The organism is Nocardiopsis aegyptia (assembly GCF_013410755.1).
GTDB lineage: Bacteria > Actinomycetota > Actinomycetes > Streptosporangiales > Streptosporangiaceae > Nocardiopsis > Nocardiopsis aegyptia.
Genome location: NZ_JACCFS010000001.1, coordinates 728,935 through 751,846, shown reverse-complemented (window position 1 = coordinate 751,846; position 22,912 = coordinate 728,935). Strand labels below are relative to the sequence as shown.

Annotated in this window: 28 protein-coding genes, 1 pseudogene and 1 CRISPR repeat array; of the genes and pseudogenes, 9 read left to right on the top strand and 20 right to left on the bottom strand. The window is 69.0% G+C overall.

Annotated elements, in window-relative coordinates; genetic code table 11:
* Positions 1–417: 417 nt before the first annotated feature.
* Genes HNR10_RS31030 through cas2 form a run of 3 tightly spaced genes read left to right on the top strand, consistent with a single transcriptional unit; the run spans position 418 to position 2,486 of the window.
* Positions 418–891 (top strand): reverse transcriptase domain-containing protein, encoded by a 474-nt coding sequence (locus tag HNR10_RS31030; RefSeq protein ID WP_281390089.1) that lies wholly within the window; start codon positions 418–420, stop codon positions 889–891.
* Complete coding sequence (gene cas1, locus HNR10_RS03580) at positions 888–2,180, top strand: CRISPR-associated endonuclease Cas1 (protein WP_281390087.1); 1,293 nt, start codon at positions 888–890, stop codon at positions 2,178–2,180. The genes HNR10_RS31030 and cas1 overlap by 4 nt, the downstream gene beginning before the upstream one ends.
* The gene (gene cas2 / locus HNR10_RS03575) at positions 2,181–2,486 is read left to right on the top strand and encodes a CRISPR-associated endonuclease Cas2 (RefSeq protein WP_312889094.1); all 306 of its coding nucleotides are present in this window, start codon (positions 2,181–2,183) and stop codon (positions 2,484–2,486) included. It abuts the gene before it with no gap.
* 684 nt (positions 2,487–3,170) lie between these two features.
* On the opposite strand, the gene HNR10_RS31025 is transcribed toward cas2, so the two are convergent.
* The 6 genes from HNR10_RS31025 to HNR10_RS03545 all read right to left on the bottom strand — a co-directional run bounded on the left by HNR10_RS31025 (position 3,171) and on the right by HNR10_RS03545 (position 6,676).
* Positions 3,171–3,332 carry a family 1 glycosylhydrolase gene (locus HNR10_RS31025; RefSeq protein ID WP_312889093.1) on the bottom strand — a complete coding sequence of 54 codons (162 nt, stop codon included), beginning with the start codon at positions 3,330–3,332 and terminating at the stop codon, positions 3,171–3,173.
* 65 nt (positions 3,333–3,397) lie between these two features.
* The gene (locus tag HNR10_RS03565) at positions 3,398–4,084 is read right to left on the bottom strand and encodes a DUF2637 domain-containing protein (RefSeq protein WP_312889474.1); all 687 of its coding nucleotides are present in this window, start codon (positions 4,082–4,084) and stop codon (positions 3,398–3,400) included.
* 608 nt (positions 4,085–4,692) lie between these two features.
* The gene (locus tag HNR10_RS32140) at positions 4,693–4,965 is read right to left on the bottom strand and encodes a helix-turn-helix domain-containing protein (RefSeq protein WP_179820814.1); all 273 of its coding nucleotides are present in this window, start codon (positions 4,963–4,965) and stop codon (positions 4,693–4,695) included.
* A gap of 115 nt (positions 4,966–5,080) precedes the next feature.
* On the bottom strand, positions 5,081–5,296 hold the full coding sequence (locus HNR10_RS03555) for a DUF397 domain-containing protein (protein WP_179820813.1): 216 nt from the start codon (positions 5,294–5,296) through the stop codon (positions 5,081–5,083).
* 101 nt (positions 5,297–5,397) lie between these two features.
* Positions 5,398–5,838, bottom strand: a complete 441-nt coding sequence (locus HNR10_RS03550; protein WP_179820811.1) for a hypothetical protein — start codon at positions 5,836–5,838, stop codon at positions 5,398–5,400.
* Between the two features lie 427 nt (positions 5,839–6,265).
* The gene (locus tag HNR10_RS03545) at positions 6,266–6,676 is read right to left on the bottom strand and encodes an ATP-binding protein (RefSeq protein WP_179820810.1); all 411 of its coding nucleotides are present in this window, start codon (positions 6,674–6,676) and stop codon (positions 6,266–6,268) included.
* 408 nt (positions 6,677–7,084) lie between these two features.
* Here HNR10_RS03545 and HNR10_RS32135 point away from each other — a divergent pair.
* The 3 genes and pseudogenes from HNR10_RS32135 to HNR10_RS03530 all read left to right on the top strand — a co-directional run.
* Positions 7,085–7,285 (top strand): annotated as a pseudogene (locus HNR10_RS32135) (helix-turn-helix domain-containing protein); the annotation flags it as partial.
* 107 nt (positions 7,286–7,392) lie between these two features.
* The gene (locus HNR10_RS31020) at positions 7,393–7,902 is read left to right on the top strand and encodes a DUF5753 domain-containing protein (RefSeq protein ID WP_312889473.1); all 510 of its coding nucleotides are present in this window, start codon (positions 7,393–7,395) and stop codon (positions 7,900–7,902) included.
* Complete coding sequence (locus HNR10_RS03530; RefSeq protein ID WP_179820805.1) at positions 7,899–8,081, top strand: DUF397 domain-containing protein; 183 nt, start codon at positions 7,899–7,901, stop codon at positions 8,079–8,081. The genes HNR10_RS31020 and HNR10_RS03530 overlap by 4 nt, the downstream gene beginning before the upstream one ends.
* Before the next feature lie 125 nt (positions 8,082–8,206).
* Here the strand turns inward: HNR10_RS03530 and HNR10_RS03525 are convergent, their stop codons facing one another.
* The 4 genes from HNR10_RS03525 to HNR10_RS03510 form a co-directional block, all read right to left on the bottom strand.
* The gene (locus HNR10_RS03525; RefSeq protein WP_179820803.1) at positions 8,207–8,653 is read right to left on the bottom strand and encodes a protein kinase; all 447 of its coding nucleotides are present in this window, start codon (positions 8,651–8,653) and stop codon (positions 8,207–8,209) included.
* 46 nt (positions 8,654–8,699) lie between these two features.
* Positions 8,700–9,214: a CRISPR direct-repeat array (repeat unit 28 nt; unit sequence GGTCCATCCCCGCGTCCGCGGGGCTCAC).
* A gap of 707 nt (positions 9,215–9,921) precedes the next feature.
* Entirely contained in the window at positions 9,922–10,374 is a 453-nt protein-coding gene (locus HNR10_RS03520) for a hypothetical protein (protein WP_218897605.1), read from the bottom strand.
* A 50-nt stretch (positions 10,375–10,424) separates the two neighbouring features.
* The gene (locus tag HNR10_RS03515) at positions 10,425–11,009 is read right to left on the bottom strand and encodes an RNA polymerase sigma factor (RefSeq protein ID WP_179820800.1); all 585 of its coding nucleotides are present in this window, start codon (positions 11,007–11,009) and stop codon (positions 10,425–10,427) included.
* Between the two features lie 4 nt (positions 11,010–11,013).
* Positions 11,014–11,259 (bottom strand): hypothetical protein, encoded by a 246-nt coding sequence (locus HNR10_RS03510; protein ID WP_179820798.1) that lies wholly within the window; start codon positions 11,257–11,259, stop codon positions 11,014–11,016.
* A 97-nt stretch (positions 11,260–11,356) separates the two neighbouring features.
* On the opposite strand from HNR10_RS03510, the gene HNR10_RS03505 reads away from it, so the two are divergent.
* Positions 11,357–11,497 carry a hypothetical protein gene (locus tag HNR10_RS03505; RefSeq protein WP_179820797.1) on the top strand — a complete coding sequence of 47 codons (141 nt, stop codon included), beginning with the start codon at positions 11,357–11,359 and terminating at the stop codon, positions 11,495–11,497.
* 163 nt (positions 11,498–11,660) lie between these two features.
* Here HNR10_RS03505 and HNR10_RS03500 read toward each other — a convergent pair whose 3' ends face one another.
* Positions 11,661–12,071 (bottom strand): hypothetical protein, encoded by a 411-nt coding sequence (locus tag HNR10_RS03500; RefSeq protein ID WP_179820795.1) that lies wholly within the window; start codon positions 12,069–12,071, stop codon positions 11,661–11,663.
* A 114-nt stretch (positions 12,072–12,185) separates the two neighbouring features.
* Positions 12,186–12,467: a hypothetical protein gene (locus tag HNR10_RS03495; RefSeq protein WP_179820794.1), complete on the bottom strand. Its 282-nt coding sequence runs from the start codon at positions 12,465–12,467 to the stop codon at positions 12,186–12,188.
* Between the two features lie 255 nt (positions 12,468–12,722).
* On the opposite strand from HNR10_RS03495, the gene HNR10_RS03490 reads away from it, so the two are divergent.
* Positions 12,723–13,388 (top strand): hypothetical protein, encoded by a 666-nt coding sequence (locus HNR10_RS03490; protein ID WP_218897604.1) that lies wholly within the window; start codon positions 12,723–12,725, stop codon positions 13,386–13,388.
* Positions 13,389–13,613: 225 nt separating this feature from the next.
* On the opposite strand, the gene HNR10_RS03485 is transcribed toward HNR10_RS03490, so the two are convergent.
* The 5 genes from HNR10_RS03485 to HNR10_RS03465 form a co-directional block, all read right to left on the bottom strand.
* Positions 13,614–14,708: a hypothetical protein gene (locus HNR10_RS03485; protein ID WP_179820790.1), complete on the bottom strand. Its 1,095-nt coding sequence runs from the start codon at positions 14,706–14,708 to the stop codon at positions 13,614–13,616.
* 210 nt (positions 14,709–14,918) lie between these two features.
* Entirely contained in the window at positions 14,919–16,592 is a 1,674-nt protein-coding gene (locus tag HNR10_RS03480; protein ID WP_179820789.1) for a hypothetical protein, read from the bottom strand.
* A gap of 412 nt (positions 16,593–17,004) precedes the next feature.
* Entirely contained in the window at positions 17,005–17,520 is a 516-nt protein-coding gene (locus HNR10_RS03475; protein WP_179820787.1) for a hypothetical protein, read from the bottom strand.
* A 142-nt stretch (positions 17,521–17,662) separates the two neighbouring features.
* The gene (locus HNR10_RS03470) at positions 17,663–18,298 is read right to left on the bottom strand and encodes a hypothetical protein (RefSeq protein WP_179820786.1); all 636 of its coding nucleotides are present in this window, start codon (positions 18,296–18,298) and stop codon (positions 17,663–17,665) included.
* A gap of 62 nt (positions 18,299–18,360) precedes the next feature.
* Complete coding sequence (locus tag HNR10_RS03465) at positions 18,361–18,948, bottom strand: hypothetical protein (protein ID WP_179820784.1); 588 nt, start codon at positions 18,946–18,948, stop codon at positions 18,361–18,363.
* Between the two features lie 97 nt (positions 18,949–19,045).
* On the opposite strand from HNR10_RS03465, the gene HNR10_RS03460 reads away from it, so the two are divergent.
* On the top strand, positions 19,046–19,474 hold the full coding sequence (locus tag HNR10_RS03460) for a hypothetical protein (protein WP_179820783.1): 429 nt from the start codon (positions 19,046–19,048) through the stop codon (positions 19,472–19,474).
* A gap of 89 nt (positions 19,475–19,563) precedes the next feature.
* Here the strand turns inward: HNR10_RS03460 and HNR10_RS03455 are convergent, their stop codons facing one another.
* The 3 genes from HNR10_RS03455 to HNR10_RS31935 form a co-directional block, all read right to left on the bottom strand.
* Positions 19,564–20,037: a hypothetical protein gene (locus HNR10_RS03455; protein ID WP_179820781.1), complete on the bottom strand. Its 474-nt coding sequence runs from the start codon at positions 20,035–20,037 to the stop codon at positions 19,564–19,566.
* Between the two features lie 117 nt (positions 20,038–20,154).
* On the bottom strand, positions 20,155–20,991 hold the full coding sequence (locus HNR10_RS03450; RefSeq protein WP_312889092.1) for an ATP-dependent DNA ligase: 837 nt from the start codon (positions 20,989–20,991) through the stop codon (positions 20,155–20,157).
* A gap of 269 nt (positions 20,992–21,260) precedes the next feature.
* Entirely contained in the window at positions 21,261–22,808 is a 1,548-nt protein-coding gene (locus HNR10_RS31935) for a pentapeptide repeat-containing protein (RefSeq protein WP_179820779.1), read from the bottom strand.
* Positions 22,809–22,912: the final 104 nt, after the last annotated feature.

Genomic DNA, 22,912 nt, shown 5'->3' with positions numbered 1-22,912 from the left:
AAAGCCCGAAGGGCATGGAAACTCGATGAACGCCTCGATCTGCTCCAGCAAGTAGAGTTCCGAAGGACGTCAAAGCCCGAAGGGCATGGAAACTGGCCACGCTCGAGCTCTTCGTAGGAGCAGAGTTCCGAAGGACGTCAAAGCCCGAAGGGCATGGAAACTCGAAGCCACTGCCCTCAGAGTCGTTACCCTGGTTGCGTTCCGAAGGACGTCAAAGACTGAAGGGCATCAGAACCAAAAAAGAATTCTGCCCAGTCCTCGAGAGCCCGCGAAATGGGAGACCTTCTCCGTCAGGCCGCAGACAGCGAACGACTCTTCTCCGCGTGGAACGAGGTCCGCGACAACGACCTGTAGGACGGCGTCAAGTCAGATCAGGTCCAGAAGTTCGAACGGGGCGCTCTGAGCAACCTGGTGGAGTTGAGCGAACAGCTCCGGACCGGGGAGTACGAACCCGGCCCGGTGGTGGCCATCGAGGTGCCCAAGTCTTCGGGTGGGACCCGGCTCCTCGCGATTCCCGCTGTACGGGACCGCATCGTCGAACGCGCCGTGCTGGAGGTCATCGAACCCTTCCTGGACCCGGTGCTCTCACCCTGGAGCTTCGCCTACCGCACCGGGCTTGGAGTCAACGACGCGATACGCGCCCTCGTCCAGGCCCGCGAAGCAGGCGCCCGCTGGGTGGTGCGCGCTGACATCGCCGACTGCTTCGAACGCATCCCCCGCTGGCCCGTCGTCACCCGTGTCAAGGAACTCGTCCCCGACGCCGAGCTGTGCCTGTTGGTCCAGCACCTGATCTCTCGGGACGCCACACCGGCCGTGCAGCTCACCGGGTCAAAGCGGGCCGCAGACAGGGCCGGGGCCTGCACCAGGGCAGCGCCCTGTCCCCAGCGTTGACCAACCTGTACCTGGACGCCTTCGACAAGGCCATGCTCAGCCGAGGCCACCAAGTACTGCGCTACGCCGACGACTTCGCCGTTCCCGCCCACGCACGCACCGACGCCGAACAGGCGCTCGCCACGGCGACCGAGATCCTGGCCGAGTGGGGGCTGGACCTCAACGACGACAAGTCCCACATCGCCTCCTTCGATGAAGGAGTACGGTTCCTCGGACGCACGGTGGGAGCACGTGACGGAGTGGCGGGCCAGGAGCGGTCGACCCCTTTGGAGGCCACTGTCTACGTCACCACCCCCGGAGCGCTCGTGCGCAGCCGCGGCGACCGGGTACGCATCGAGCACGGCGAGAAGAAACTGCTGTCGGTCAACCTCAAGCGAGTGCGCCAGATCGTGGGAGTCGGCCGGGTCGGGTTCAGCACCCCGTTCCTGCACCGGGCCCTGCGCCAAGGGGTGGAGCTGGTGCTGCTGGATGACATCGGGCGCTTCCAAGGGCGCCTGTCCCGGGCGATGGGCGGAGACGTACATGTGCGCGCGGCCCAGTACGAGGCTGCGCTGCACGGGTCCCGGGCACTGGACTTCGCCCGCGCGTTCGTCGCGGGCAAGCTCACCAACCTGCGTACCTCTCTGTTGCGGGCCTCACGCTCGACCCGTGCCCCGCAAGAGGCGGGAGAGGACGTGGCGGTGGTGGCCGAGCGGCTGGTCCAGGCTCGCGCGGGAGCGTTGGAGGCCGGTGGCTTGGCGGAGCTGATGGGGCATGAGGGCGCGGCCGGCCGGGACTACTTCGCCTGCTGGGGGCGCATGCTCGACCCGGCCTGGGGTTTCACCCACCGCAGGCGGCGACCGCCCCCGGATGCGGTCAACGCGATGCTCTCCTTCGGCTACACCTTGCTACTCAACGACGCTGTGGTGGCCTGCCACATCGCTGGGCTCGACCCCGAGGGCGGATTCCTGCACTCTCTGAACCAGGGCAGGGCCAGTCTGGCCCTGGACCTGATGGAGGAGTTCCGCCCGGTGATCGTGGACAGCGTGGTCACCGCCCTGGTACTGAAAGGCAAGGTGGCTCCCGAGGGGTTCGACCATCCGGTGGAGGCCGATACTGGGTGTCGGATGGCACCGGAGACGTTGAAGGTGTTCCTCGCAGCGTATGAGAAGCGGATGCTGACGTTGGTCCGCCACCCGGGGTTGGGCCGCAGGGTGTCCTACCGGGCGGCCTTGACCGCACAGGCACGCCTCATCGCCAGGGTGCTCGCCGAGCGCGAGGACACCTACACGGCGTTGGCATGGCGGTGAGTGGTGGGCGAGCATCCGCACCGGCGTCGGTTCTACCTGGTGTGCTACGACGTGGCTGACGACGACCGCCGCCAAGCGGTGTCGGAGCTGCTGGCGGGATACGGGCCCCGGGTGCAGTACAGCGTGTTCGAGGCCGCGGTTCCCTCCCCGCATGCGTTCGAGGAGCTGCGCAAGGCTTTGCTGGCGGCGATCGAACCCGATGAGGACCAGGTGCGGGTGTACCCGCTACGGATACCGGATCTGGACAAGGTGATGGTGTTGGGCAATCGTAGGTTGGAGGAACGGGAGGACTTCTGGATCGTGTGAGGGAGGGGGCGTGTACACCGAATCCGGTTCGGAGGCGAAAGCCCTGAGTTGCGTGCAGAGTGTTTGTACTGTTCACGGGCTCGCGAACACGATTTGTTACCTGGGGCACATAGGTTGCGTCGTGGCGGAGTGCGGTTGCGCGCAGAGGGGGTGCATCAGTGCAGTTCATAGGCTATGAAAACGGGCAAGGGTTCCGAAGGACGTCAAAGCCCGAAGGGCATGGAAACTTACGAAGCATCAGCGACTCTTCACTGCCGTGAAACAGTTCCGTAGGACGTCAAAGCCCGAAGGGCATGGAAACGCTCGTAGGTCGCTCTCGGAGCTGTATCCGTCTCCGGGTTCCGAAGGACGTCAAAGCCCGAAGAGCATGGAAACACTGAGAGTGGTCGTCGCGCCAGCCTCGTCGCGCGTTCCGAAGGACGTCAAAGCCCAATTCCACATCGAGATGGACACACACCACCCGCACGCGCATCAGTCGGCGGGCCCCGAACATCCGAGCGCGACGCAGGCTGGGCGTGCCCGGTACCGGCACAGACGCGCCACGGTCCCCGACTGGTGGTCGGGGTTGCCACGGCGAATGCCGCCACCACGTCCTGGGGTGCCGGGACAAGCCGACATGAAAAGTCCGAGCCCGGCCCTGAGCGAATCCGTGAAGTCGCTCGGGGCCGGGCCCGGACGTGACCGTCAGGGCCAGCGGAGGGTCACGCCTCCGGTGACGATGACTTCGCGGTACCAGTCGGCGCTGCGCTTGAGGGTGCGACTCTGGGTGCGGTAGTCGATGTGGACCAGGACGAAGCGCTTGGAGTAGCCCTCGGCCCATTCGAAGTTGTCCAGAACCTCTCCCAATGGCTCCCAACCGCGGAACCCTCTGAACTGAAGGAATGTCGTCGCACGTCGCCGTGGCCCTTGAACTACCTCGAAACAGTAGAAGCCACCGAGGGCAACCAATCAAACCGCCCCCAACGGGGCTTGCGGTCGAACTGCTCCGCGAGCTCCTCACCGGTCGGCAACGAACCACCCCCTCGCCGATTCTCCAGAGCCCACTCCCACGCATCACGTTGCACCTTGGGCGGCCACTGGTCACTGTGCTCCCCGACCACCCTGCCCGGGTCGGGCACGATCGCCTCCGCTGCCTTGACGACCTGCAGATGCCGCCGGGCTTGGTGCTCTGTGGAATCCGACTCCACGTCCGCGCCGGTGGTCTCGCCTGCTGAGTGCGTACGCGCTGCGTCAGCACTGCGTACGCTCTTCGCGGCCGTGCGAAACTCGCGCATGAGCAGTTCGTACGCGCCGATCAGGGCGAAGCTCGGCCAGGCATGGATGATCCACGACCACATGGTGGGATCGGCCATTGCGACGTTGGCGGCGAAAGAGGCACGGGAGCCGATGATCAGCAGGCTCCACGGCAGCACACCACCCTTGCGCCCGTGGCGCGCATCGCTGAGCAGGGTCATGGAAGAGGCGACGATCATGCCATCCACCGACAACGGGAACAGCGCCGCACGCCACTCCGGCTCGCTCTGCCGAAGAGCGAGTTCGTACATGTGCGAATAGGACACCACCGCGGCGATCACGGCCAGCACCAGGCTGGCGGCGATGGTCGTCCACCGGGATCAGCGGGAAGAATCCATCGCAGGTCACCGCCCGTCCAACGTCAGATCGGTGGACAGGGTCTGCGGCATGTACGTAACGGGCGAGTCCGGCCGGGGAGTGGCCCAGGAACACCTGGCCCATGCCTCCGCTGCCCAGGCGTGCGTGCAGGGTGTAGGGGCCGATGCGGGCGGGGTCGTCGGGAAGGAGGGGGTCGGGCATGGCATCGCTTCCAAGGGGGGCGGGGCCGGTCGGAAACTGATGTTCCCAGCGATCCTGTCCCTGAGGGCCTTTTCAGCCAGTACCGGCTATTGATGCTCCGGCAAGGCGGATCGACTTGCCGTGAGCCAGAGGCTGCTGTTCCCAGGCCCGTGGAATCGGTATGGCAATACCAGCTTTGGGTTCCGGTCTGGGACCGTCAAGGCTGGCTTGACGTCATGGGTGCCCGCACTCGTTAGCCCTCCGCCATTCTTGACGCCGGACCTGGCTGCCCAAGGCGGTGACGGACGCGCGCCCCGACCCCGACCAGCTCCCATTCCTGAGTCCGCGGGGACTCACGCCCTCCCCGTAGGTTGGGGATGGCCCCCGGTCTTCGAGCTTGATTTCGATCATCAGGCTATCTAGCACCTCCTCGCGCGGCCGACCATGCCCGCCAGACCTCAGCAGCCGCGTCCGGGCCCAAACCCAGTCCCCCGAGCAGACGTCCCAGTACCGCTCCCGTGGGGATCTGGTCACCACGCTCGGATGCCGAGATCGCACCGGGCGTGCACCGGGCCCTGGCGCTGAGGTGGGCGATGGTCATGCCCTCGCGGGTCCGGTGCTCGCGCAGGAGCCCGCCCACGGTCCGCGGTCTGGCCTGGCCGGGAGAGGGCCGTGAGGTGTCCTGCATGGGGGTCCCTTCTTGCATGGTGAGGTGGTGGCCCGGGTCCCGCCTGAGCCAGCAGAACCCGGGAGGCGCGGCGGGCCCCTGGACGGGGAGGCCCCGCCGCGCCGGATGAGAGGGGTCAGGCAGTTAGGCCCAGGAACGCGCCCCACTCGCGGGCCGGGAACACCAGGACCACCGCGTCCGGGTTCTGCGTGTCGCCCATCTGCACGCTGCGACCGCCCGCGAGGCGGCACGCCGCACAGTTGGACACCCCTTGCGAGGGTTCGGCCTTGACCCACTCGCCGTCCGGCAGCAGGGGCAGGGACTTTCGGCCATGGGTGTGCACGATCTTCATTCGTATACTCCTCAGTACTCCGATGCAGCGGATACCCCGGGGTGCGGCGGCCACCGCGAAACCCCCGGGGGTCGCCCCGGCCTGTGTTGGCCGGGGCGACGTCATGCCCGCACCCTCGACGGTGCGGAAGCCTTACGGCGGCGCTTCAGCCGCTCGTCCCAGTAGCCGGGTCGCATCCACGCCAGCATGTCCTCGCGCACGCGCGGGGGCTTCGGGGCCGGGGGCCGAAGGTCGGTGACCCTGGCGAAGTAGTGGTCCAGGCGTCGCAGGGTCTGTGGGGTGATCTGCCTGGGTAGGGACGCCAGGTGGCGGCTGCTCAGCCCCTGACGCTGGGCGGCGCCGACCCGGGCCGGGGTTTCGTACCGCCACGTCCCGGCGTGCGGGTAGACGCGGATCGCCGCGGCCACCTTCTCTGCGTCCATGACCCGCAGGTCCACCGCCCACGGTTGCCCGTCACCGGTCATCTCAACCACCGGGTGCAGGCCGATGTGCTGGGCCTGGCGCATGAGGTGCAGGACGGTTCGTTCTGTGCGGGTGGCCATCGCGGGTCTCCTCCGTGGTCGGGCCGGGGAAGTACGCCCAGCCCCAGGTGTGTGGGGCCACCGGGCCCTTCTCCCGGCGGGGATCCCCGGACTGGTCTCCAGGGGGTTGATGGTTCTGGGGCCCGGGTCCGCCGCCAGAGAGGACCCGGGCAGGTGCGTCAGGCGAACCCCCAGCAGAACGGAAAGGGGGGGTGCATGCCCGCCGCACCAGATCAGGATCGGCTCATGGCCAGCCGGTCCAGATGGGCGTGAACCTCGCCCAGGTCGTAGAGGATCGCTGGCCGCCCCTTCAACGAGGTGAGCGTGTACACCGACCCCAACAGCCCCTGGGTGCGGTCCAGGACCAGGTCGTGTTGGGCGGCCCGCCACCGGGTGGCCGCGAACGCTTGCCTGAACCGGGTGACGTCGTTGCGGGTGCCGGACCGGATCAGCGGGCCACCTCCGCGAACACGCCGCTGACCACCGGCAGCGGCCCCCAAGAGGCCGAGAACGCCTCCACGATCGCCAGGCCCCGGCCGCTCACAGCCGTTGGCGACCACGGCCGAACAGCGGGGGTGTGGTGGCCGCGCGGCCCGTTGTCGCGGACTTCCACCCGTACCCGCTTCGGGCCGAGGATGAGGCGCACCGTGAACGTGCCGCCGGGGTCGCTGCTGCGGGTGTGGCGGATGGCGTTGGTGGCCAGCTCCGTCAGGACCAGAGGCAGGTCGTCGGGCACATCCACGCCCTGGTCGGTGAGCCGCGCCCCCGCCCATGCGCGGGCCTGGGTGAGGGAGGTGGCTACCCCGGGGAAGGTGTGGCGGGCGGTCACTGTGTCCGTGTGCGGGCCGGTCGCGATCATGCTCGGACCCCCTGACGCTGGTGTGCCGGCCGGGACAGCGCCAGGAGCGCCCGGATACCGGACGGGGTGGGCAGCGGCGGGGTGTGGGGGCCCGGCATGCCCAGGCGCGCGCGGCGCTGCTCAACGGCCGCGGCCAGGGCCGGATTCAGCGGGCGGAGGACTCGTGGATTCCTCGGGGGCGAATCGGTACACTTCATGCGTCTCACCTCTGACCAGGTGGGTCTTACGCCTCGGAGCCGCCTTCAACCGGCACCGGGGCGTCTTTTGTGTCGGGGCTCCCCGGGACATGGCCGGCCCGGGGATCACTACTATCCAGAACCAGCCACCGAATCCCTATAGCTACAAACGAACTGTCGGTTTAAGGAGAATCGGGTAGCGTCTGTTGTGATCTTGTAGTTGACTTGTCGTATGGCACAGAAGGTTCACAAGCAGTGGGTTCCCTTCGGCCACGAGGTGCGCCGAAATCGCTCTGAACTGGGATTATCTCAGCCTGAGCTTGGGAAACTCATCCAAGTCAGCGGTGGGATGGTCGGCCACATCGAAAGGGCCGTTCGTGTAGCAACACGGGACCAAGTGGACGCGATGGAGGCGGTGTTCACTACAGACGGCGCGTTGTTGCGCATGTGGTCTGAGATCCTCAAGTACCGAAGTGTCCCGGACTGGTTCCAGAACGCTTTGTCGACGGAACGCCGGGCTGACCTCGTGCACCAGTACCAATCCATTCTGGTCCCCGGGCTGCTTCAAACCCCCTTCAAACCCCCGCGTATGCCGAAGTGCTGGTCAGGGCATGGCAACCGCGTGTGTCCGATGAAGAGGTGGAGCGGGTCGTCCAAACCCGCACGGGGCGACTGCCGTCACTGGTCGACCGTAAGCCGACGCTATGGTTTGTAGTGGATGAGGTAGTGGCAACCCGACCCGTCGGGTCACATGCCATCATGGCCGAGCAGTTGGAACACATCGCTGCTGTTGCTGAGAGCGGGATCGTTCGCTTCCAGTTGCTTCCCACGCGGCTGACTCACCCTGGGATGTGCCCGCCGTTCCGGATCATGGGCGTCTCGGGTGTGGAGGTCGTGTTTGTGGAGCACGCGCTGGGGGATGTCGCTCGCAGTGAACGTGACGATGTGGCTCAGATGCGAGGCTTGTTCGGGGCGATGCAAGCGGATGCGCTGCCCCCACGCGAGTCCATCGACCGCATCCGTGAAATCGGGAAGGACCTGGCGAAATGACTGAGTTGAGCTGGCACAAGTCCAGCTACAGCGGTGGCAACGGCGGCGACTGTGTCGAGGTGGCCGAGGGCGCCACTACTGCCGTTCGTGACACGCAGAACCGGGACTTGGGACACCTGATGTTCCCTGGTAGCGAGTGGACGGCGCTTCTGGGCACGGTGCGCGCCGCAGAACTGTAGCCGCGGACACGAAACCGGCCCCCGCCAGGCGTATTGGCGGGGGCCGGTTCTGTGTGCGTGGTCAGGCTACCCCGGGAGGGCGGCACCGCTCAGGGGACCAAAGGCCGTGTCTCAGAAGCGTCCTCTCATCTCCGCTCTAGGTGCTCCGACCAGGACTCAGCCGCTACCGCCATCGCTTCCAGCCACTGCTCGTCTGGCCGAAGCCCGGCGAAGCGCCGATTCATCCGCGCGTTCGCCCGCGCGAACGCGTTCAACGCCTCCCGCCCGCAGCGCTTCCACACCCGCCCGCTGGCCAACCACCCTTCGGCGCCGGCAGGGCTGTGCCCGGCAGCCACGAGCTGCACCGCCAACGCGGACGGGGTGATGGCCTCAGAACCGCGGGTAGGCCATTCCCAGTCCACAACCCACATCCGAACCGGGCTGACCAGGACGTTGTTGTGGTGGATGTCGGTGTGCGTGAGGATGTCGCCCCGGAGAAGCTGCTGTTCGTCGTCGGTCGCGAACCGGTCCCACCGGGTCTCTTCCCACTCCTTCGCTACGTCGGGCAGCGGTAGCTCTGAGAGCACGTCCACCGCTTGGATGATCCTGCCCAGGTCGGGGTCGCCGATCAGCCCGGACGGTCCATCCCCGCGTCCGCGGGGCTCACATGGGGGCGGTGAACCCGATCTCCTCACCGGTCGGTCCATCCCCGCGTCCGCGGGGCTCCCACAGCAGGTCCACGGGTAGAGGCGAGGAGTTCGGTCCATCCCCGCGTCCGCGGGGCTCACGTCCGGGTCATAGTGCAGAAAAAGGTGTTGGGCGGTCCATCCCCGCGTCCGCGGGGCTCACTGAATGTAGGCCAGGAACTCCTGGAACTGCGGAGGTCCATCCCCGCGTCCGCGGGGCTCACACCCGGGCCCGTGCGGCGGCGGGGATGCTCGCCGGTCCATCCCCGCGTCCGCGGGGCTCACTTGACCTTCGGGCCCCGGTTTGATGCCGGGGCCGGTCCATCCCCGCGTCCGCGGGGCTCACGTGGCCGCTCGGCAGCGGGAACGGCGGCGCGTCGGTCCATCCCCGCGTCCGCGGGGCTCACGGCGCCGAGGTGTCCGCCCAGCACGTGCCCACCGGTCCATCCCCGCGTCCGCGGGGCTCACAGCAAATGACCTGCACAAACCCAGAGCGTTATCTCCCCGCAACCTTCACGACTGTGAGCCCGAAAGCCCATGAGACAGATCCTCCCCAACCCACGGCAGGGCCAAGAACCCGTACCCAGCGTCCCACAAAAGACTCGCCCGTTGAGCTCTCTGCCTGACCAGAAAGCCCCAGCACTCCCTCCAACCAGAACGCGCCGCGATCCGCCCACCCCTCGACAGCGCCCCCTCCGAGGAGGAGATGCAGATGGTCATCGACGTACCGTGCACCTGCCTGCGCATGCCCTACCCCCCCACCCCGCCCCCTGTCCGAGGGCACCACCGAGGCACAGCAGGGCCGAGCCCCGCCTGGTCTCCGGTAAGGCCCGCATATCGGGAGCCAGAACCGGGTGAAACCAGCAACGGCTGAGCACGCCTCGACCGGCGATGTCCAGCATGTGCTGGGAGACGTCGACCATGGCGGCCACGGTCTCCCACCCGGATGGCCGCGGGGGCAGCTTTCCTCGACCACACAACGGCGCCCGACATGTCGCACTCGACCAGCTCGACCGCAGGAGGCGGGCGGCTGCCCTCGCGTCCGGGGCCCGCCGTGCGGCCGCTGACGCTAGGGCGCTCGAACGCACCGCCCTGGCCGAACTGGCGGATCGGCGGGGGTCTCACGCGACGGCCGCGGCGGCACCTACGGGAACCAGCAGCGAACGGTGCTCGTGCTACCTCTCCGAATCTGCGCTCGTGGTCGATCGAGAGGTGTCGTCAGAAACCTCCCCTCCATCCTTGACGCGCCTCAGGAGAGAGACAACGAGCCGCACGACAGAAACCCGCACATCGGTCCTCTTCTCATGAAGAAGGAACGAGAGAATGGGGAACACTGACATAACGACGGTTAGCAGAGTGGTGACCGGCAGAAGATCGGCCAGGGCAGCAATCGCAAGGAGCAGGGCCGCCAAGCCGATCGCGATCAGGATCCGTACAGCGACCTTTCGCCGCCTAGCCCTTGCTGCCGCCGCCTCCTCCTCGGATGCACGCAGCTCGACCTCGCGTTCCCGGATGAACGCGAGTTCACGCGAGCGCCGCTCTTCCGCAGAGATGGTGGAGGGCGGCAGGGAGTCCAGGCCCAGCTCGGCGATCAGGCGGTCACGGAACCTCCCGTCCTCCTCGCTCATGGGCGGAAGAAGCCCGTCGGGCCCAGGAGCCTCCCAGGGCGTGTTCGCGGTCATCGCTTCCTCCCGTCCTCGTCCATGGCGATCTTGACGTCGGCCAGCTCAGGGAGCTGGGACCGGAGCGTTTGCCGGGCGCGGCTCCAAAGCGTCCGTACCGTGCTCGGACGCTTGCCGAGCATCGCTGCCATCTTCTCGAAGCTCGGACGGTCGTCGGTCAGCCAAAACTCAACCACCTCGCGCTGGGCACGGGGGAGGCGGGAGATCACCTCTGCGATGCTCTGGTCGCGCCTCGACCGTCGAGGGGTGGGGAAGAACGGCCATCGCCACCGGCCGCGCCCATGCTCTGTCCCGGACAGGTCCTTGGCCTCCACGCGACACTTCTCCCGCTCCCTCTGCTCACTTATGAGGAGATTTAACGCCGTTTTGTAGGTGTAACTGCACAGCGCCTTCCTGCTGCTCCGGTCCAACCCCTCCCACTGGGCATAAACCCTCGCCCAGGTCTCCTGGCACAGGTCGTCAGCGCCGAACGTACTGTCGTCCCTCAGGGACACGTGCTTGCGGGCGTACCAGTAGAGATCGTCGCTGAAGTGCGCGTGGAACTCCGCGAAAGCCCAAACATCATCGTCGCGGGAGGACACGGGCTCACCGCCCGGCGAGGGCATGCGCGGAGCTGGGGCGGACCGAGATCGGGCCCGGGCCGATCACACGGCAGGCCTGGAGAGTGCCGGCCGCGGTCCAGGTGAGCTCCACGGCCGCGAGGCCGGCAGCCGACGCCTGGACTACCGCCAGGACCTCTTGGGTCTGGATCCGCCTGACCAGGATGCGTTCATGCAGACGCAGAAGCCGCATGAGGACCACCATCCCTACTCCCATCGTGTAGACCACCACTCGGTCCCCTCTCCTTCGGCTCATCATTGTTCTCACCCCTTACAAACGCGGCGCGTCTACACCGGGGGTCCGTGGGCCGCAGAGGACGGCTGGGCGGGTGTGCACGCACTACGGGATTCCGCTGACCGCCGCCTACCGGCGCGACGCGCCGCGCGGGCCCGGTACGTATGCGCTGCTGGTGGAGATGTTCCCGCGCCCGGTGCGCGCGGTCGGGCTCCCGCCCGGGGCCGTGGCCTGACAGAGGAGGCGGTGGCCGCATCCGGTCAGCCTTCCCCCGGTGCGGGGTTATGGGGTGCGAACAGGTCCCAACCCCCTTCACCGCACCGGGATCCGAGGTGGTGGTGTCGGTACACCCGACCCGGAGTTGCGCACCGCGCAGCCTTTTCGCGACCGCAGTGGTTTCAGCCGCAGCCCAGCAGCTTCTTCAGGAGTTCGACCGTGTCCCGGTTCTCGCCGTAGGGGTCGTTGAACTGGCGGATGACCTCGGCGACGGTGGCGGACTGGACCGTGGGGGTCCACCGGCAGAGCAGCTCCATCGCGTCGGGCAGCTCACGGGCATAGACCCACTCCAGGTGGGAGTGCGCTCCCTCGATGAATACCAGGTACCTGGGTTCGGCCTGGCGGGAGTGGATGGTCAGCGTCATCGGCAGGGCCGTCGCGTCGGCGTCACCGACACGGATCCACGTCTCGTAGCCGGTGGCCTTGAACGCCTCGTCGTAGCCGTCGCCTTCGGGCCAGGCCGCCCAGAACTCGTCTGGGACCGTGGTCCACGCGCCGTCGGCGAAGCACTTGGCGTCACGTTCTTTGGACATCACATCTCCTCGTCGGTGGACACCGTCCCCGAGCCACCTGTGGAGGGGCCGGATGCGGGCCCAAGTCTGGCAGGCGTGGCGCCAGCGCACCTGGACGTTGACGGAGAACCCGGCTCAGTCCTGGGAACGGTGTCCGGGGGCGACCGCGCCGGGCAGGCGGTGTCCGCCCCACTCGTCGGGCCAGCCCTGGAAGATCGCGGCGACCTTCTCGGACAGCACCCGCGGACTCAGGTCCAACTGGGCGGCCTCGGCGGTGATCCGCCCGGCCTGGGCGCGGCGCTGAACCTCGGTGATGTTCTCGATCCAGGCCACATCGGCGGTGAGGAAGCTGGCGTGCTGACCGCCGACGGCCGACTCAACCAGCGACATCCCCGTGGCCGCACCCACTGTCATCATCTGCGCTGAGTGGCCGTCAACACGCTGTGCTCGACAACGGCCGGGAACCCGTTCGGCGGCGCGTGCGCATTTGGGCGAACACGCGGTGGACTCGCACGATCTTGAGGTTCCCCGGACAGGCACTGACCTGCGTCGATAACCTCCCGTTCAGGAATCGACACCGGGAGGTCGCCGATGGGGCGCGACGCCAAACGGGCCAAGCAGGCACGCCGGGACCAACGACGGCGAGCAAGTACCCCCCGGTCTGGATCGACGGTGCCCGCGTTCCCGGAGAAGGAGATGCTGCGCCTGGCCAAGGCTTGGGACCGGGCGATCACCCTGGGGCTGATGGCCTCCGGCCAGGACGTGAAGTACCACTTCGACCCTGACGGCGGGGTGCTCCCGGTGGCCGAGGGCAAGAGCGGGCAGGTGCTGGCCAACGGTGAGCGGCTCACACCGGCGGTGACCGAGAGGCTACGCGCCCAGATGCCGCTGCTGGCCGAGATGGTCACCTTCTACGAACGCGGCCAGATCAGCGGACGCGGCCTGGCCGGCGCTCCCGAGGACGGTGTGTCCGCCCTGGGCGCCCCCCGAGCGGCCGCGCCGGTGCCCGCGGTGGATGAAAGGGCCCTGCAACGAGCCCAGGAAGCGACGTCGGACCTGATCGCCCAGGGTCGCGTCAGCGACGGAGCGGGGGCGATGGTCACCCCGTCAGAGCACGGGGTCCTGATGGCCGTGGGCGGACGCGACGGGGAGCTGTACGCCAACGGTCGAGCGCTGACCGCGACCTGGGCAGATCGCCTGCGCGAGCGGATGCCGGACCTGGCCGAGGATGTGGACCGGCTCCAGGCAATCCGCGCCGAATGGCAGGACACCCCACCTCAGGACCGATCCACGGCCCTGGGCGCCTGCCACGACCCGAACTGCCTCGGCGCGCACTGACCAGCGCCTCCATGGTCCGGCTCGACGTGGGCGGACTGTCCTGGATCAACGAGCACCCCGACGGCAGCCAGCCCCAGAACCCTGACCAGGGATGACCCAGATCTGGGGCCCGCGGCCCGAGCACCGTTGGGGAAGCGCAGGGCTTCGGCGCCCGAAGCCCTGCGGCGGGGCGCTCGCGGCGCGCCTATCCGAGCGACGGGTCGTGCTGTACCGGCCAGTCGGCGGTCAGCTCCTCCACGATCGACACCTCGACCGGGGCGAACCTGTAGGCGCCGCGCAGGTGATGGGTGGTCCACCAGGCGGAGCTGACGGCGTAACCGGCCTGCCCGGCCTGGTGCATGCGCAGCACCTGCCCGGCCTCGAACCGCGCCCCGCCGGCCTCGGGGGAGTAGCGGTCCACGGCTGCGCGGATCCGCACCCGGGCATGGCGCGCCCAGTCCCTTTCTGCGGTCTCCCCGTCCTGGGGGTGGCGCGAGGCGCTCGGGTGGGCACGTTCGGGGCTCCGGGCACGAACGCCACCACCCGCTCACTGCCCGGGTCCAGCGCGCAGTCGAGCACGCCCTGACCCTGGTGGTGGGGGCCGGGCAGGAACGTCCACATGTCCGGCCCGGACGTGGCCGCCTCCGAGATCGGCTCTCCGACGACCGCGCGCCAGGTCGACGCGAGCACCCCGGTCACCGCCACCACCGCGAACGCCTCCACCGGCCAGGCCTGGGCAGGCCGGTCACAGCGCAGCACGACGTGCAGGTGCTCGGGGGCCCGGGTGAGCAGCCGGTGGATGCGGGTGTGCGCCGCGCCCCTGCTGGGGGTGTCCTCGCCCAGGGCGTGCGGGTTGTCGATCACCACGAACACCGGTCGCTGGGCGGTGGGCACGGCCGCGGCCAGGTCGGCCAGGCGGCGCCGGCACTCCTCGGGGTCCTCGACGGCGTTCATGCCGGGGTAGGCGGCCCCCGCGCCGGGGGCCAGGAGGTGGAGGTCGGCCCCGTGGGCGCGGGCCTGCAGGGCCAGGTGGCGGCACAGGGCGCGCGACCCGGCGAACCCGGACTCGACCACACCCACGTGGCCGCCCTGGGCGGGCAGGTCGGCCCACAGCGAGCCCTCTCCCCAGGTCAGGCCGAGCAGCAGCCGGTTCAGGCGCCCCTCGGCGGCGACGCGGTCGGCGACATCACTCACGCGCAGCAGCGTAGTGTGGGCGTCGACCTCGATGTGTTGCTGGAAGTGGTGGTCGATCACGGCCAGGCGGCGCCGGGCGTCGACGTAGGACAGCCCCTCGCGGGCGGCCAGGGCTCGGGCGGCGTCCTTGAGCTTGTCGTGCGGCACGATGTTCCCTTTCGCGGCCAGGGGCGCCCACACCGTCCCGGGCCTTGGGCATGCCACAGGTCAGAGTCGTGTGCGATGGGGGCTGTGCCAGCCCTTGTCCGGGGTGCGCCGCGGTCCCGGTGTGGGCGGGTGTGCGGCTCGAAGCGGGCCCTCGCCAGGGGCCTGGGTCCAGAGTAGCCGCGGGCGGGCACACGCGTCTGCACAGGATGGTCAGCGTTCGGGCTGTGTCCTATCAGGGGTCGGCGGTTGTGGAGCGTCCCGGAGCTGTTCCAGCAGGCGCCTGCTGCGCTCATCGATACGGGCGTTGGCCAAGATCCCTGCGTCCGAACTGTGCGAGGGGCCAGGGGCCTGCCGCCGGGGTGCCGGTTTCCCTCCACGGCGGCTGCGCCGATCCGGCTTCGGCGATTCCTGCGGCTTCTTCGGGGGCGGAGCCGGGGCAGGCACGGGCCGGATGGACAGGCTGTCAGGGAGCCGGCGCAGGTGCGCCCGGAGCTTGTCCTTGAGCTCACGCGGGGTGCTGGACCGGCCGAGTAGGTCCGTGAGCTGGGCGCGGGTGTCGTCGTAGGTCTGGGGCATCTTGCTCTGGTACGCCCACTGCAGGGTGTCGAGCAGGTCGTCGGCCCTGGCGCGGATCCGGTCCGTGCGTCGGCCCGAGTTCGCCCCGCGGCCGCGGTCGCGGCCCTCGGGCGCGGCGGCCCGGCGCGGCTTCCTGTCCGGTGGGGCGGATACGGGGCGGTCGAACTGGTCCTTGGGGAACTGCCGGAGCTGTTGCTTGATCTGGTCCGTCACGTCCTTGGGGACTCCGGGCCTGGTGAGCAGACCAACCAGTGCGGCGCGGTTGTCGTTGTAGGCCCGGTCGAGCCCACGCTCTGCCGCCCACTGGAGCTTGCCGAGGTACTTGTCGGCCTCACGGCGGACGTGTTGGTAGGGCAGGAGCGTGCGCCGCCCGTCCCCACGGCGGCGCTCGGGGACCACGGGTGCCCGCCGGGGTCTCGCGACGACCTCCCGGGAGGGCAGGGCGTCACTGGCCTGCTGCAGCAGGGTGCGGGCTTCGTCCAGCAGGTGGGGAGCGAGCCCTCGGTTGCGGGCTTGGCGCAGGCGCATCTGGACCTGACCGGCCATGGAGCGCACGTTCGCCAGGTCCTGCGCATCGAGCACGTGGCGCAGGCCCGACAGTGCCTGTTCCAGCGGATCCGCTGGCGCGGCCACCTCGCGGGGCTCGGGGCGGCGCTGGACGGGCACGGGGGCGGCCTCGGTGCGGGCCTTGACGAGGGTGTCGGCCTGGAGGACGCATTCGCCCAGCGGTGTCCAGACGACCTCGCCGGCGCCGTCGCGGATCCCGACCTGCACGGTGCGAGTGTGGTCGTCGCCGTCGGTGAGCCGGAACAGCCGGTAGGGGACCCCGTTGGCGACCAGCGCGCGGGTGACGGCCTGGTTGGCGCGTACCAGCCACACATAGTCGTGAGCCTCGGCGGACTTGGCCAGGTCCAGAAGGGAGCGGTCCAGGTCGTGGGTGAACACCAGGCGCAAGGGCTTGCCGACGGTGGGGACGACCAGCTCGGTGCACGCGCGCCCCTTGGCCAAGCCCACGTATTGGGCCTGGGTGTTCACGGCCCGCTCGCCCAGCCAGGTGCGCAGGTGGCGTTGGGCGTACAGGTGGTCGGCGCTATACCCGCCCCGGGTGCCCTCCCCGCCCTCGCGCAGGCGGGCGCACAGGTTGGAATCGGCCCGGTGGGCGAAGTGGGGGACGGTCTCGCGTTCATGGATGATCTTCAGCGACAGCTGTCCGCCGCACCCGCCGAGCAGATGCCCGCACCAGAACGTCTCCTGGTGCTGGCGGGCGCGGTCGCGGAATGCTTCGGCTTCGTCTGGGTCGAGGGGCATGTACGCCGGGTCGGCACTCTCGGAGTGGCCGATCACAGCTGTTTGGACGCGACGACGATCAAGGGCCATGTGCGCACAATTAACACACGGTGACGACACTTGAGGGGTGTTCAGGGGCGCTGGCCGAGTACGGCCACATCGTGGAGTGGTGAGGCCGACCCGTACCGCAGACGGGCCCCGGAACGGCCTCTACGGCACCGGCCAATAATCTGGGCAGTTTGTGCACCCCATAGTAAGGGGCAGAGCCCGCTGAGGGCCTGGGGGAGGCCCTCACCGTCGGGTCACCGCTTCCAACGGGCACGCAGGATCCCTGCCACGATGAGAACGAGGCGGGCGAGGATCACCAGCGCACTGAATATCGCAGGCCACCGGCTACCGCTATCTCCACGAAGGAGAAAATGTCAATCGGGCTCTACTCCAGCGGGAGCCTAGAGAGGACTTGTCTGCCTATTGTAGAACTCGCAGTGTATGGATCGTTTGTCTGGAAATCTATTGCGCCCGCAGTGACGGAGTAGCTGCCGCTCACTGCCGAGTAGCCGTATCCACCTACATCATTCGACTGCTCCCATTGTCGTTGCTCTTCAACATGCCGTGTGGCTGCTTCGCTATCGGAATAGACACTGACTGACACCATCACAATTAATCCAGGATCCTCGGCGGTGTATTGCGCTTTGATATTTGCGATGCAGCCCCAGTCTTCCTCGCACTCGTCCCAAGTGTCCGGGCGGGAAGTGGCCGTCAACGTCCAACCCTGATGAGTAAACGACACCGGAAACAGTTCGGTGCCACTAGGCTGAGCTGAACCGGAGAGCTTCGAAGTGAGCGTGTTCCAGTTAGAAATCCCGAAGAAGGTAAGGATACCCAACACCGAGGCTATGACTCCGATCGCTGCCGTAGCACGCTTCCCAAAGTTCGAATCGTTCCCCATGCACGACTCCTGCGGCTAGGGCTGTCTGGCCAAATCCGCACACGGCCCCATCGACGTGTCGGTGTTGCACTCTATCTCTAGGCTCGATCTTTTGTGGCAGTCTGTCGGATTCTCTAGGGGCCGTTTCGGTCGTCCGGGTTGATCACGGGCAGGTCTGCGGCGCGGCCGCGGGCGCCACGGCCTGGCGCTCGATCCTCCAGGGGCGGCGCCCGGCCCTGGAGCACACCAGCGAGATCAACAGCGGCTGACCGGCGCTGCTCCTGCCACTCGACGGGGTTAGCTTGCCGGTGAGCACCTGCGGCGTGTGCAGGAACAGCCTCGCCAGCGCGGTGGTGGTCTCACTGAGGCTCAGGCCCTGGAGGTGCTCGGCGTAGGCGGGCGCCACGGTCGGGTCCGCAGCCGGGGGGAGTTCGCCCACGGGCCGCCAGCGCACGGCCTCGGCCGCGCTGGCGGCCTCGTCCTCGCACAGGTGCAGCCCGGCCAGCAGCCCCCAGCTGTCGCGGACGGCGCGCAGGGCCGCCAGAACGGGGGCGGAATCGGTGGCATCGCGGGCGGTGCGGTAGGCGTCCCCGGCCAGCGCCTGCCAGGTCGTATCCAGTTCCACCGCCCAGGACAGTTCAGCGGGGGCGGCGCCCAGCACCGTGACGAGATTGCCCTCCTGCGATGCCTGGTGGGTAGCCAGAGCTGCCATGTACCAGGCGCGGTAGGCGGCCATGAAGCGCACGTCGATGCCGTTGGGGTCTTCGAGGTCGAGTGAGTCGCCGGTCTCATCTGCCATCGGTGCATCATCGCAACCAACGGCGCCGAAGACCACCCCTTTGACCAGCCCCGATAGGCAGGTCAGGGCGTGGCCACGGCCTGGCGCTCCACCCTCCAGGCGTGCCCGGCGCGGTGACACACCAACGTGATGAGCAGCGGCCGCCCGGCGGCCTCCTCTTCCCACACGGCCGGGTCGGCCACCCACGCCGGCGCGAGGGTGCGCTCCAGCGCCAGGTGCACCGGCGTGTGGGGGCGCACGTGCTCGGCCTGGGCCGTGCCGTGGCCGGTGACACCGGTGGTGGAGGTGACGAACCGGTAGGGGCCCCACACCTGGGCGTCCAGCTGCTCCTGGGTCGGGCCTCCAGCCACCGGGTGCCGGTCGGGGACCGGGTCGGCGATGGCGACCTCCACCCGGTCCAGGCCCTCCAGTCCCACCGGGCTGGCCAGGGTCAGGGTGAGCACCGCGCGACGCTCGCTCTGGGCCTGGCAGGTCAGGGCGAAGGCGGGGGTGAGTTCGTCTCGGCGGCGCGCGGCGTCGTTGTCGGCCAGGGTGGCGGCGCTGTCGGCTGACCGTCGGGCCGCGTTCGCCGCGGCCCACGCGGCCCCGGCGCTGAGGCCGGCGACAAGCATGGCTGCCAGGGGGATGACCACAGTGGTGAAGGTGTCCACCCGCCTTACCCTAGAGCGCCCGGGGCGGGACGTCCCGGCCACGCCAGATCAGGAGAATCGCCACCGCGGGCGGCCGGGGCGGGCCACGATGGGCGGTATGGATGCCGAGCGAGACCTTCCTGACCCTGTCCCCGGGTGGGCGTGGGCTCTGGCCGTGGCGATGGCGGCTGCCGCCGTGTGGCCGGTGGCCCACTTCATCGACCACCCCCAGGGCGTGGCGGTGGGGGCGATTTCACCGCTGATGGCTCTGCTCATCATCTTGTGGGGGTGCGCGGTGAGCCGGGGCGCCCTGCCCGCGGTCCTACTGGTGCGCCCGCTGGTGGTGTGGGGGACGCTGGCTGTGAACGTGGCCCTGGTCTTCGTGCAGGTGTGGGACCGGACCGGTTCCCTGGTCGGGGGTCTGCTCGCGGTTCCCGCAGCCGGCTGGTTGCTGCCCGGCCTGGTGCTGGTACGGGATGCCGTCCGAAGCCGGGAGCAGTACCACCATGGCCGCTCGGCTCACCGGCCCGATCGGCCCAGGGGTTGAGGGCCTACCGGCGCCGTTCGGCTCCTTGCCCATGAACCTGTGCCCGCCCGGGTTCGGGAGCGTTCGCCTCTGGGGCGGGCTGTGCACGCTCAGACCAGGTGGGTGTGCGGGACCACGGCGTCGTCGGCGCCGCGGGTGCGCCGGACCTGGCCGTTGCGGGCCACCCACATGACAGTGTCGGCCTGGATCGGCATCCCGATCGGGGCCGGGGTGTGCGGCCAGTGGCCCGCGCACACCGCCACAGTCGCCCGGCGGGCGTCGATGATGACCTGGCTGACCTCGACCTCGTCCCAGGGCCGGCGGGACCAGATCAGGGCCAGCAGCACCAGGATCTGGTGGTCTTCGGGGATCTGGGCGCCGCTGACGATCATCTCGTAGGCGCCGGGTTGCAGGTCGGGGAGGACGACGTCGGCGCGGGCGGGGTAGCGCTCGCCGGTCTCGCGCTCCAGGATGCGAGCGCCATCGGCCACGGCCTGGGCGGCGTCGGCCGCATCGGTGTGGGCGGGGACGGTGAGGGTCAGGCCCATCGGCACACACCGGAGCTGGGGGGCGGCCTGGTCCATGGCACATCCTCTCGGGGGCTCCAGCTTCCCAGGCACATCCGGCGTGCGTGTGGAGATTTCAGGTGTTCGGCGCACGCACAGCGGGAGGGGGTTCGCAAACCGTGCCGGCTCCTGCGCTCACGGGTGCTCGCGGGTGGCGGCGGGCACCTCGTCCGGGCTCAGGTCGGGGCGGGGCCTGACGTAGGTCACCGGATGTCGCCACCGGCCGCCGGAAACCGCGGTGTCCGGCGCGACCTCCACCACCAGTTCCGGGCGGACCCGGTGGTAGCGCACGGGGTCGGCTCCCCACGCGGGCCGGTACGTGGGCCCCCACGGGTGCGCGTCCTCGGCTTTGTGCAGCCACGCGCTGATCTCCTGGCCCTGCGGCGCGGTGAGCGGACTGGTCTGGCCCACCACCCCGTACTTTCCCAGGTCAGGGCGCCACCGTCCGAGGATGAGCACGCGGGGCAGGTGCACGGACCCCGTGACGGCGCCCACGATTGCCTCCGTGGTGTGCCGGTGCCTGAGCTTGAGCCACCCGCGGCGGTCCGACTCGTACACGCCCTCCGCCTGCTTGATCACCAGCCCCTCGATACCGACCCCGGCGAGCCCCTCGTACCACTCCCGGGCCGTCTCGACATCGCTGGTCTGCCACACCAGTTCCAGGTGCACATCGTGCTCGGCGGCGAAGACCTCTTCGAGGCGGGCGCGCCGCTCCCGCAGCGGAGATCCGCGCAGATCCTCGCCGTCGGCGCCCAACAGGTCGAAGACCACCAGGTACGCGGGCTCGACGCTGGCCAAGTGTCGGGCCAGGTCTCGGCCGGCGCGGTTGCGGCGCAGCAGCGCGTCAAAGCTCAGGGCCCCGTTGAGCCAGCACACGATCTCGCCGTCCAGCAGCAGGCCGCGGGGCAGGGTGCGCAGCGCCTCGGCCAGTTCGGGCCACTGCCGGACCATCTGGCGGCCGGACTTGGACACGATCGACACCGGGCTGGTGGCCCACCAGGCAACGGAAGCCGTCCCACTTGGGCTCGTAGACCAGGCCCCGGCCCGGTGGGCAGGGTGGTCACGGGCCGCGCGAGCATCGGACGCGGGATGTCCACATGGGGATGGTGCCCGCACTGCACGGACGGCAACCAGCGCTGAACCCAGTGACAAGCTCACTATCCCCTGTCGGTGGAAGGTGACTGACACCGTACGGGCGGTGCTGGTCGCCTTGGACAGGGAGCCCGACGGCCTGTCGGGTCTCAGGCCGCGCCTTCGGGTTTTTGGGGTGGCGGGTCCTTAAGCCGTACCCGCCCGGGATGGGACCACCGTCGGGGCAGCCGCACCTCGCCCTCGGAGGTCTGTGCCAGCGTCAGCAAACCCCGCGGACACACACCCCGCGCAGTATCCCGCGCGGTCTTACCTTCAAAGTCTGCGTAACGGCAGAACGTCGCGCCCCGGAAGTCGACATCCCTGCTGAACGTCGCGCCCATGAAGTTGGCGTGGCCGGTGAAGGTCACGCCCGTGAAGTCGGTATAGCTGGTGAACGTCGCGCTCCGGAAGTTGGCGCGGCCGGTGAAGGTCACGTCCTGAAAGTCGGTGTAGCTGGTGAAGGTCGCGCGGGTGAAGTTGGCGTCGCCGGTGAAAGTTACGCCCCGGAAGTTGGCGCGGCCGGTGAAGGTCGCGCCCAGGAAGCTGGCGTGGCCGGTGAAGGTCGCGCCCCGGAAGTTGGCGCGGCCGGTGAAGGTCGCGCCCCGGAAGTTGGCGTGGCCGGTGAAGGTCGCGCCCAGGAAGCTGGCGTGGCCGGTGAAGGTCGTGTGGTGAAACCTGGCGTCGCCGGCGAAGGTCACGTCCCGGAAGTAGGCACCTCGGGTAAAGGTCGCCTGGGAGAGAACCACCTGTCCCCGGCATACCGCCCCAGTGAGGTTGACGTGATGTTCGAAGACGACGCCGGTGAAGTCGTAGTGGCAGTCGCGCCACGGGGTGGGTGTGCGCAGGTGTTGGCTGATGGTGCGCACGATGGTCAGGCGGACCTCGCGCATAGCGGCGTGCTCGACCACCCGGCCGTGGTGGGCCTGCTGCTGGTCGTCGGTGCTTCCCTGGGGCAGCTCATCGGGGCCGGGGTTGCGCAGGTAGGCGCAGAGCACGTCCACGCACATCTGGCGCAGCCCTGGTGTGGGGGCGTCGTCGGCCAGGTGAGCCAGGGCGTGCACTCCGCCCAGGCGCACGGCCGGTTGGTCCTCACCGAGTTGGGCGACCGCGGTGGTGAAGCGTTCGGTGAACAGGCGGGTCTGCTCGCCGCTCTGGCGTTGGTAGGCGATGACGAGGAGCGCCACACCGCCCAGGCCGGCCACGATCGCAAAGGCGCGGGTAGCGATGGCGTCCAGGGCTTTGGGGGAGACAGTAGGCGTGGTGTCCAGTCCGGGCAGTCCCAAGACCAGCCACAGGGCGGCGACGATGAGTGCGACCAGTAGGACGGCCGTGGCCCAGGCGCCCAGGATCCGCCATCCCAGCCCGGTGGGCCAGAGCTTCCAGCGCCGGCCCGCCACCGCAGTGGCCAGGAGCCCGGCGAGGGCAAGGGTCGCGATTGCGGCCCTAGTGATGGGTGCCTGGCTGAGCAGGTCGCGGGAGCGGTCGGGCAGCAGCTCCCACAGGAAGGACGGCAGCGGCCAGGCGCCGATGCCCAAGACGATAAGCCAGCCCACAGCCAGGACCGCGACAAGGGTGCGCCGGGGCGCATCGCCGAATTCGGGGCGTGAGCGAACGAGCCTGGTGTGGAGACGGGAGAACCACGCGGGGGTATGGGCCACGACAGCCACGTTAGACGGTGAGGCAGGGGCGACGCCCGAACCGGGAGGAAAGGTGCGTGCCCCTGTGCGCTCACAGGGTGGAGGGGCAGGCCGTGGTGAGTCCG

Bases quoted from the DNA above. Each gene is read 5' to 3' on its own strand.
- HNR10_RS32140 (WP_179820814.1), bottom strand. From the start codon at position 4,965: ATGCAGGACACCTCACGGCCCTCTCCCGGCCAGGCCAGACCGCGGACC.
- HNR10_RS03555 (WP_179820813.1), bottom strand. From the start codon at position 5,296: ATGAAGATCGTGCACACCCATGGCCGAAAGTCCCTGCCCCTGCTGCCG.
- HNR10_RS03550 (WP_179820811.1), bottom strand. From the start codon at position 5,838: ATGGCCACCCGCACAGAACGAACCGTCCTGCACCTCATGCGCCAGGCC.
- HNR10_RS03545 (WP_179820810.1), bottom strand. From the start codon at position 6,676: ATGATCGCGACCGGCCCGCACACGGACACAGTGACCGCCCGCCACACC.
- HNR10_RS03530 (WP_179820805.1), top strand. From the start codon at position 7,899: ATGACTGAGTTGAGCTGGCACAAGTCCAGCTACAGCGGTGGCAACGGC.
- HNR10_RS03520 (WP_218897605.1), bottom strand. From the start codon at position 10,374: ATGAGCGAGGAGGACGGGAGGTTCCGTGACCGCCTGATCGCCGAGCTG.
- HNR10_RS03500 (WP_179820795.1), bottom strand. From the start codon at position 12,071: ATGTCCAAAGAACGTGACGCCAAGTGCTTCGCCGACGGCGCGTGGACC.
- HNR10_RS03495 (WP_179820794.1), bottom strand. From the start codon at position 12,467: ATGATGACAGTGGGTGCGGCCACGGGGATGTCGCTGGTTGAGTCGGCC.
- HNR10_RS03480 (WP_179820789.1), bottom strand. From the start codon at position 16,592: ATGCCCCTCGACCCAGACGAAGCCGAAGCATTCCGCGACCGCGCCCGC.
- HNR10_RS03475 (WP_179820787.1), bottom strand. From the start codon at position 17,520: ATGGGGAACGATTCGAACTTTGGGAAGCGTGCTACGGCAGCGATCGGA.
- HNR10_RS03470 (WP_179820786.1), bottom strand. From the start codon at position 18,298: ATGGCAGATGAGACCGGCGACTCACTCGACCTCGAAGACCCCAACGGC.
- HNR10_RS03460 (WP_179820783.1), top strand. From the start codon at position 19,046: ATGGATGCCGAGCGAGACCTTCCTGACCCTGTCCCCGGGTGGGCGTGG.
- HNR10_RS03455 (WP_179820781.1), bottom strand. From the start codon at position 20,037: ATGGACCAGGCCGCCCCCCAGCTCCGGTGTGTGCCGATGGGCCTGACC.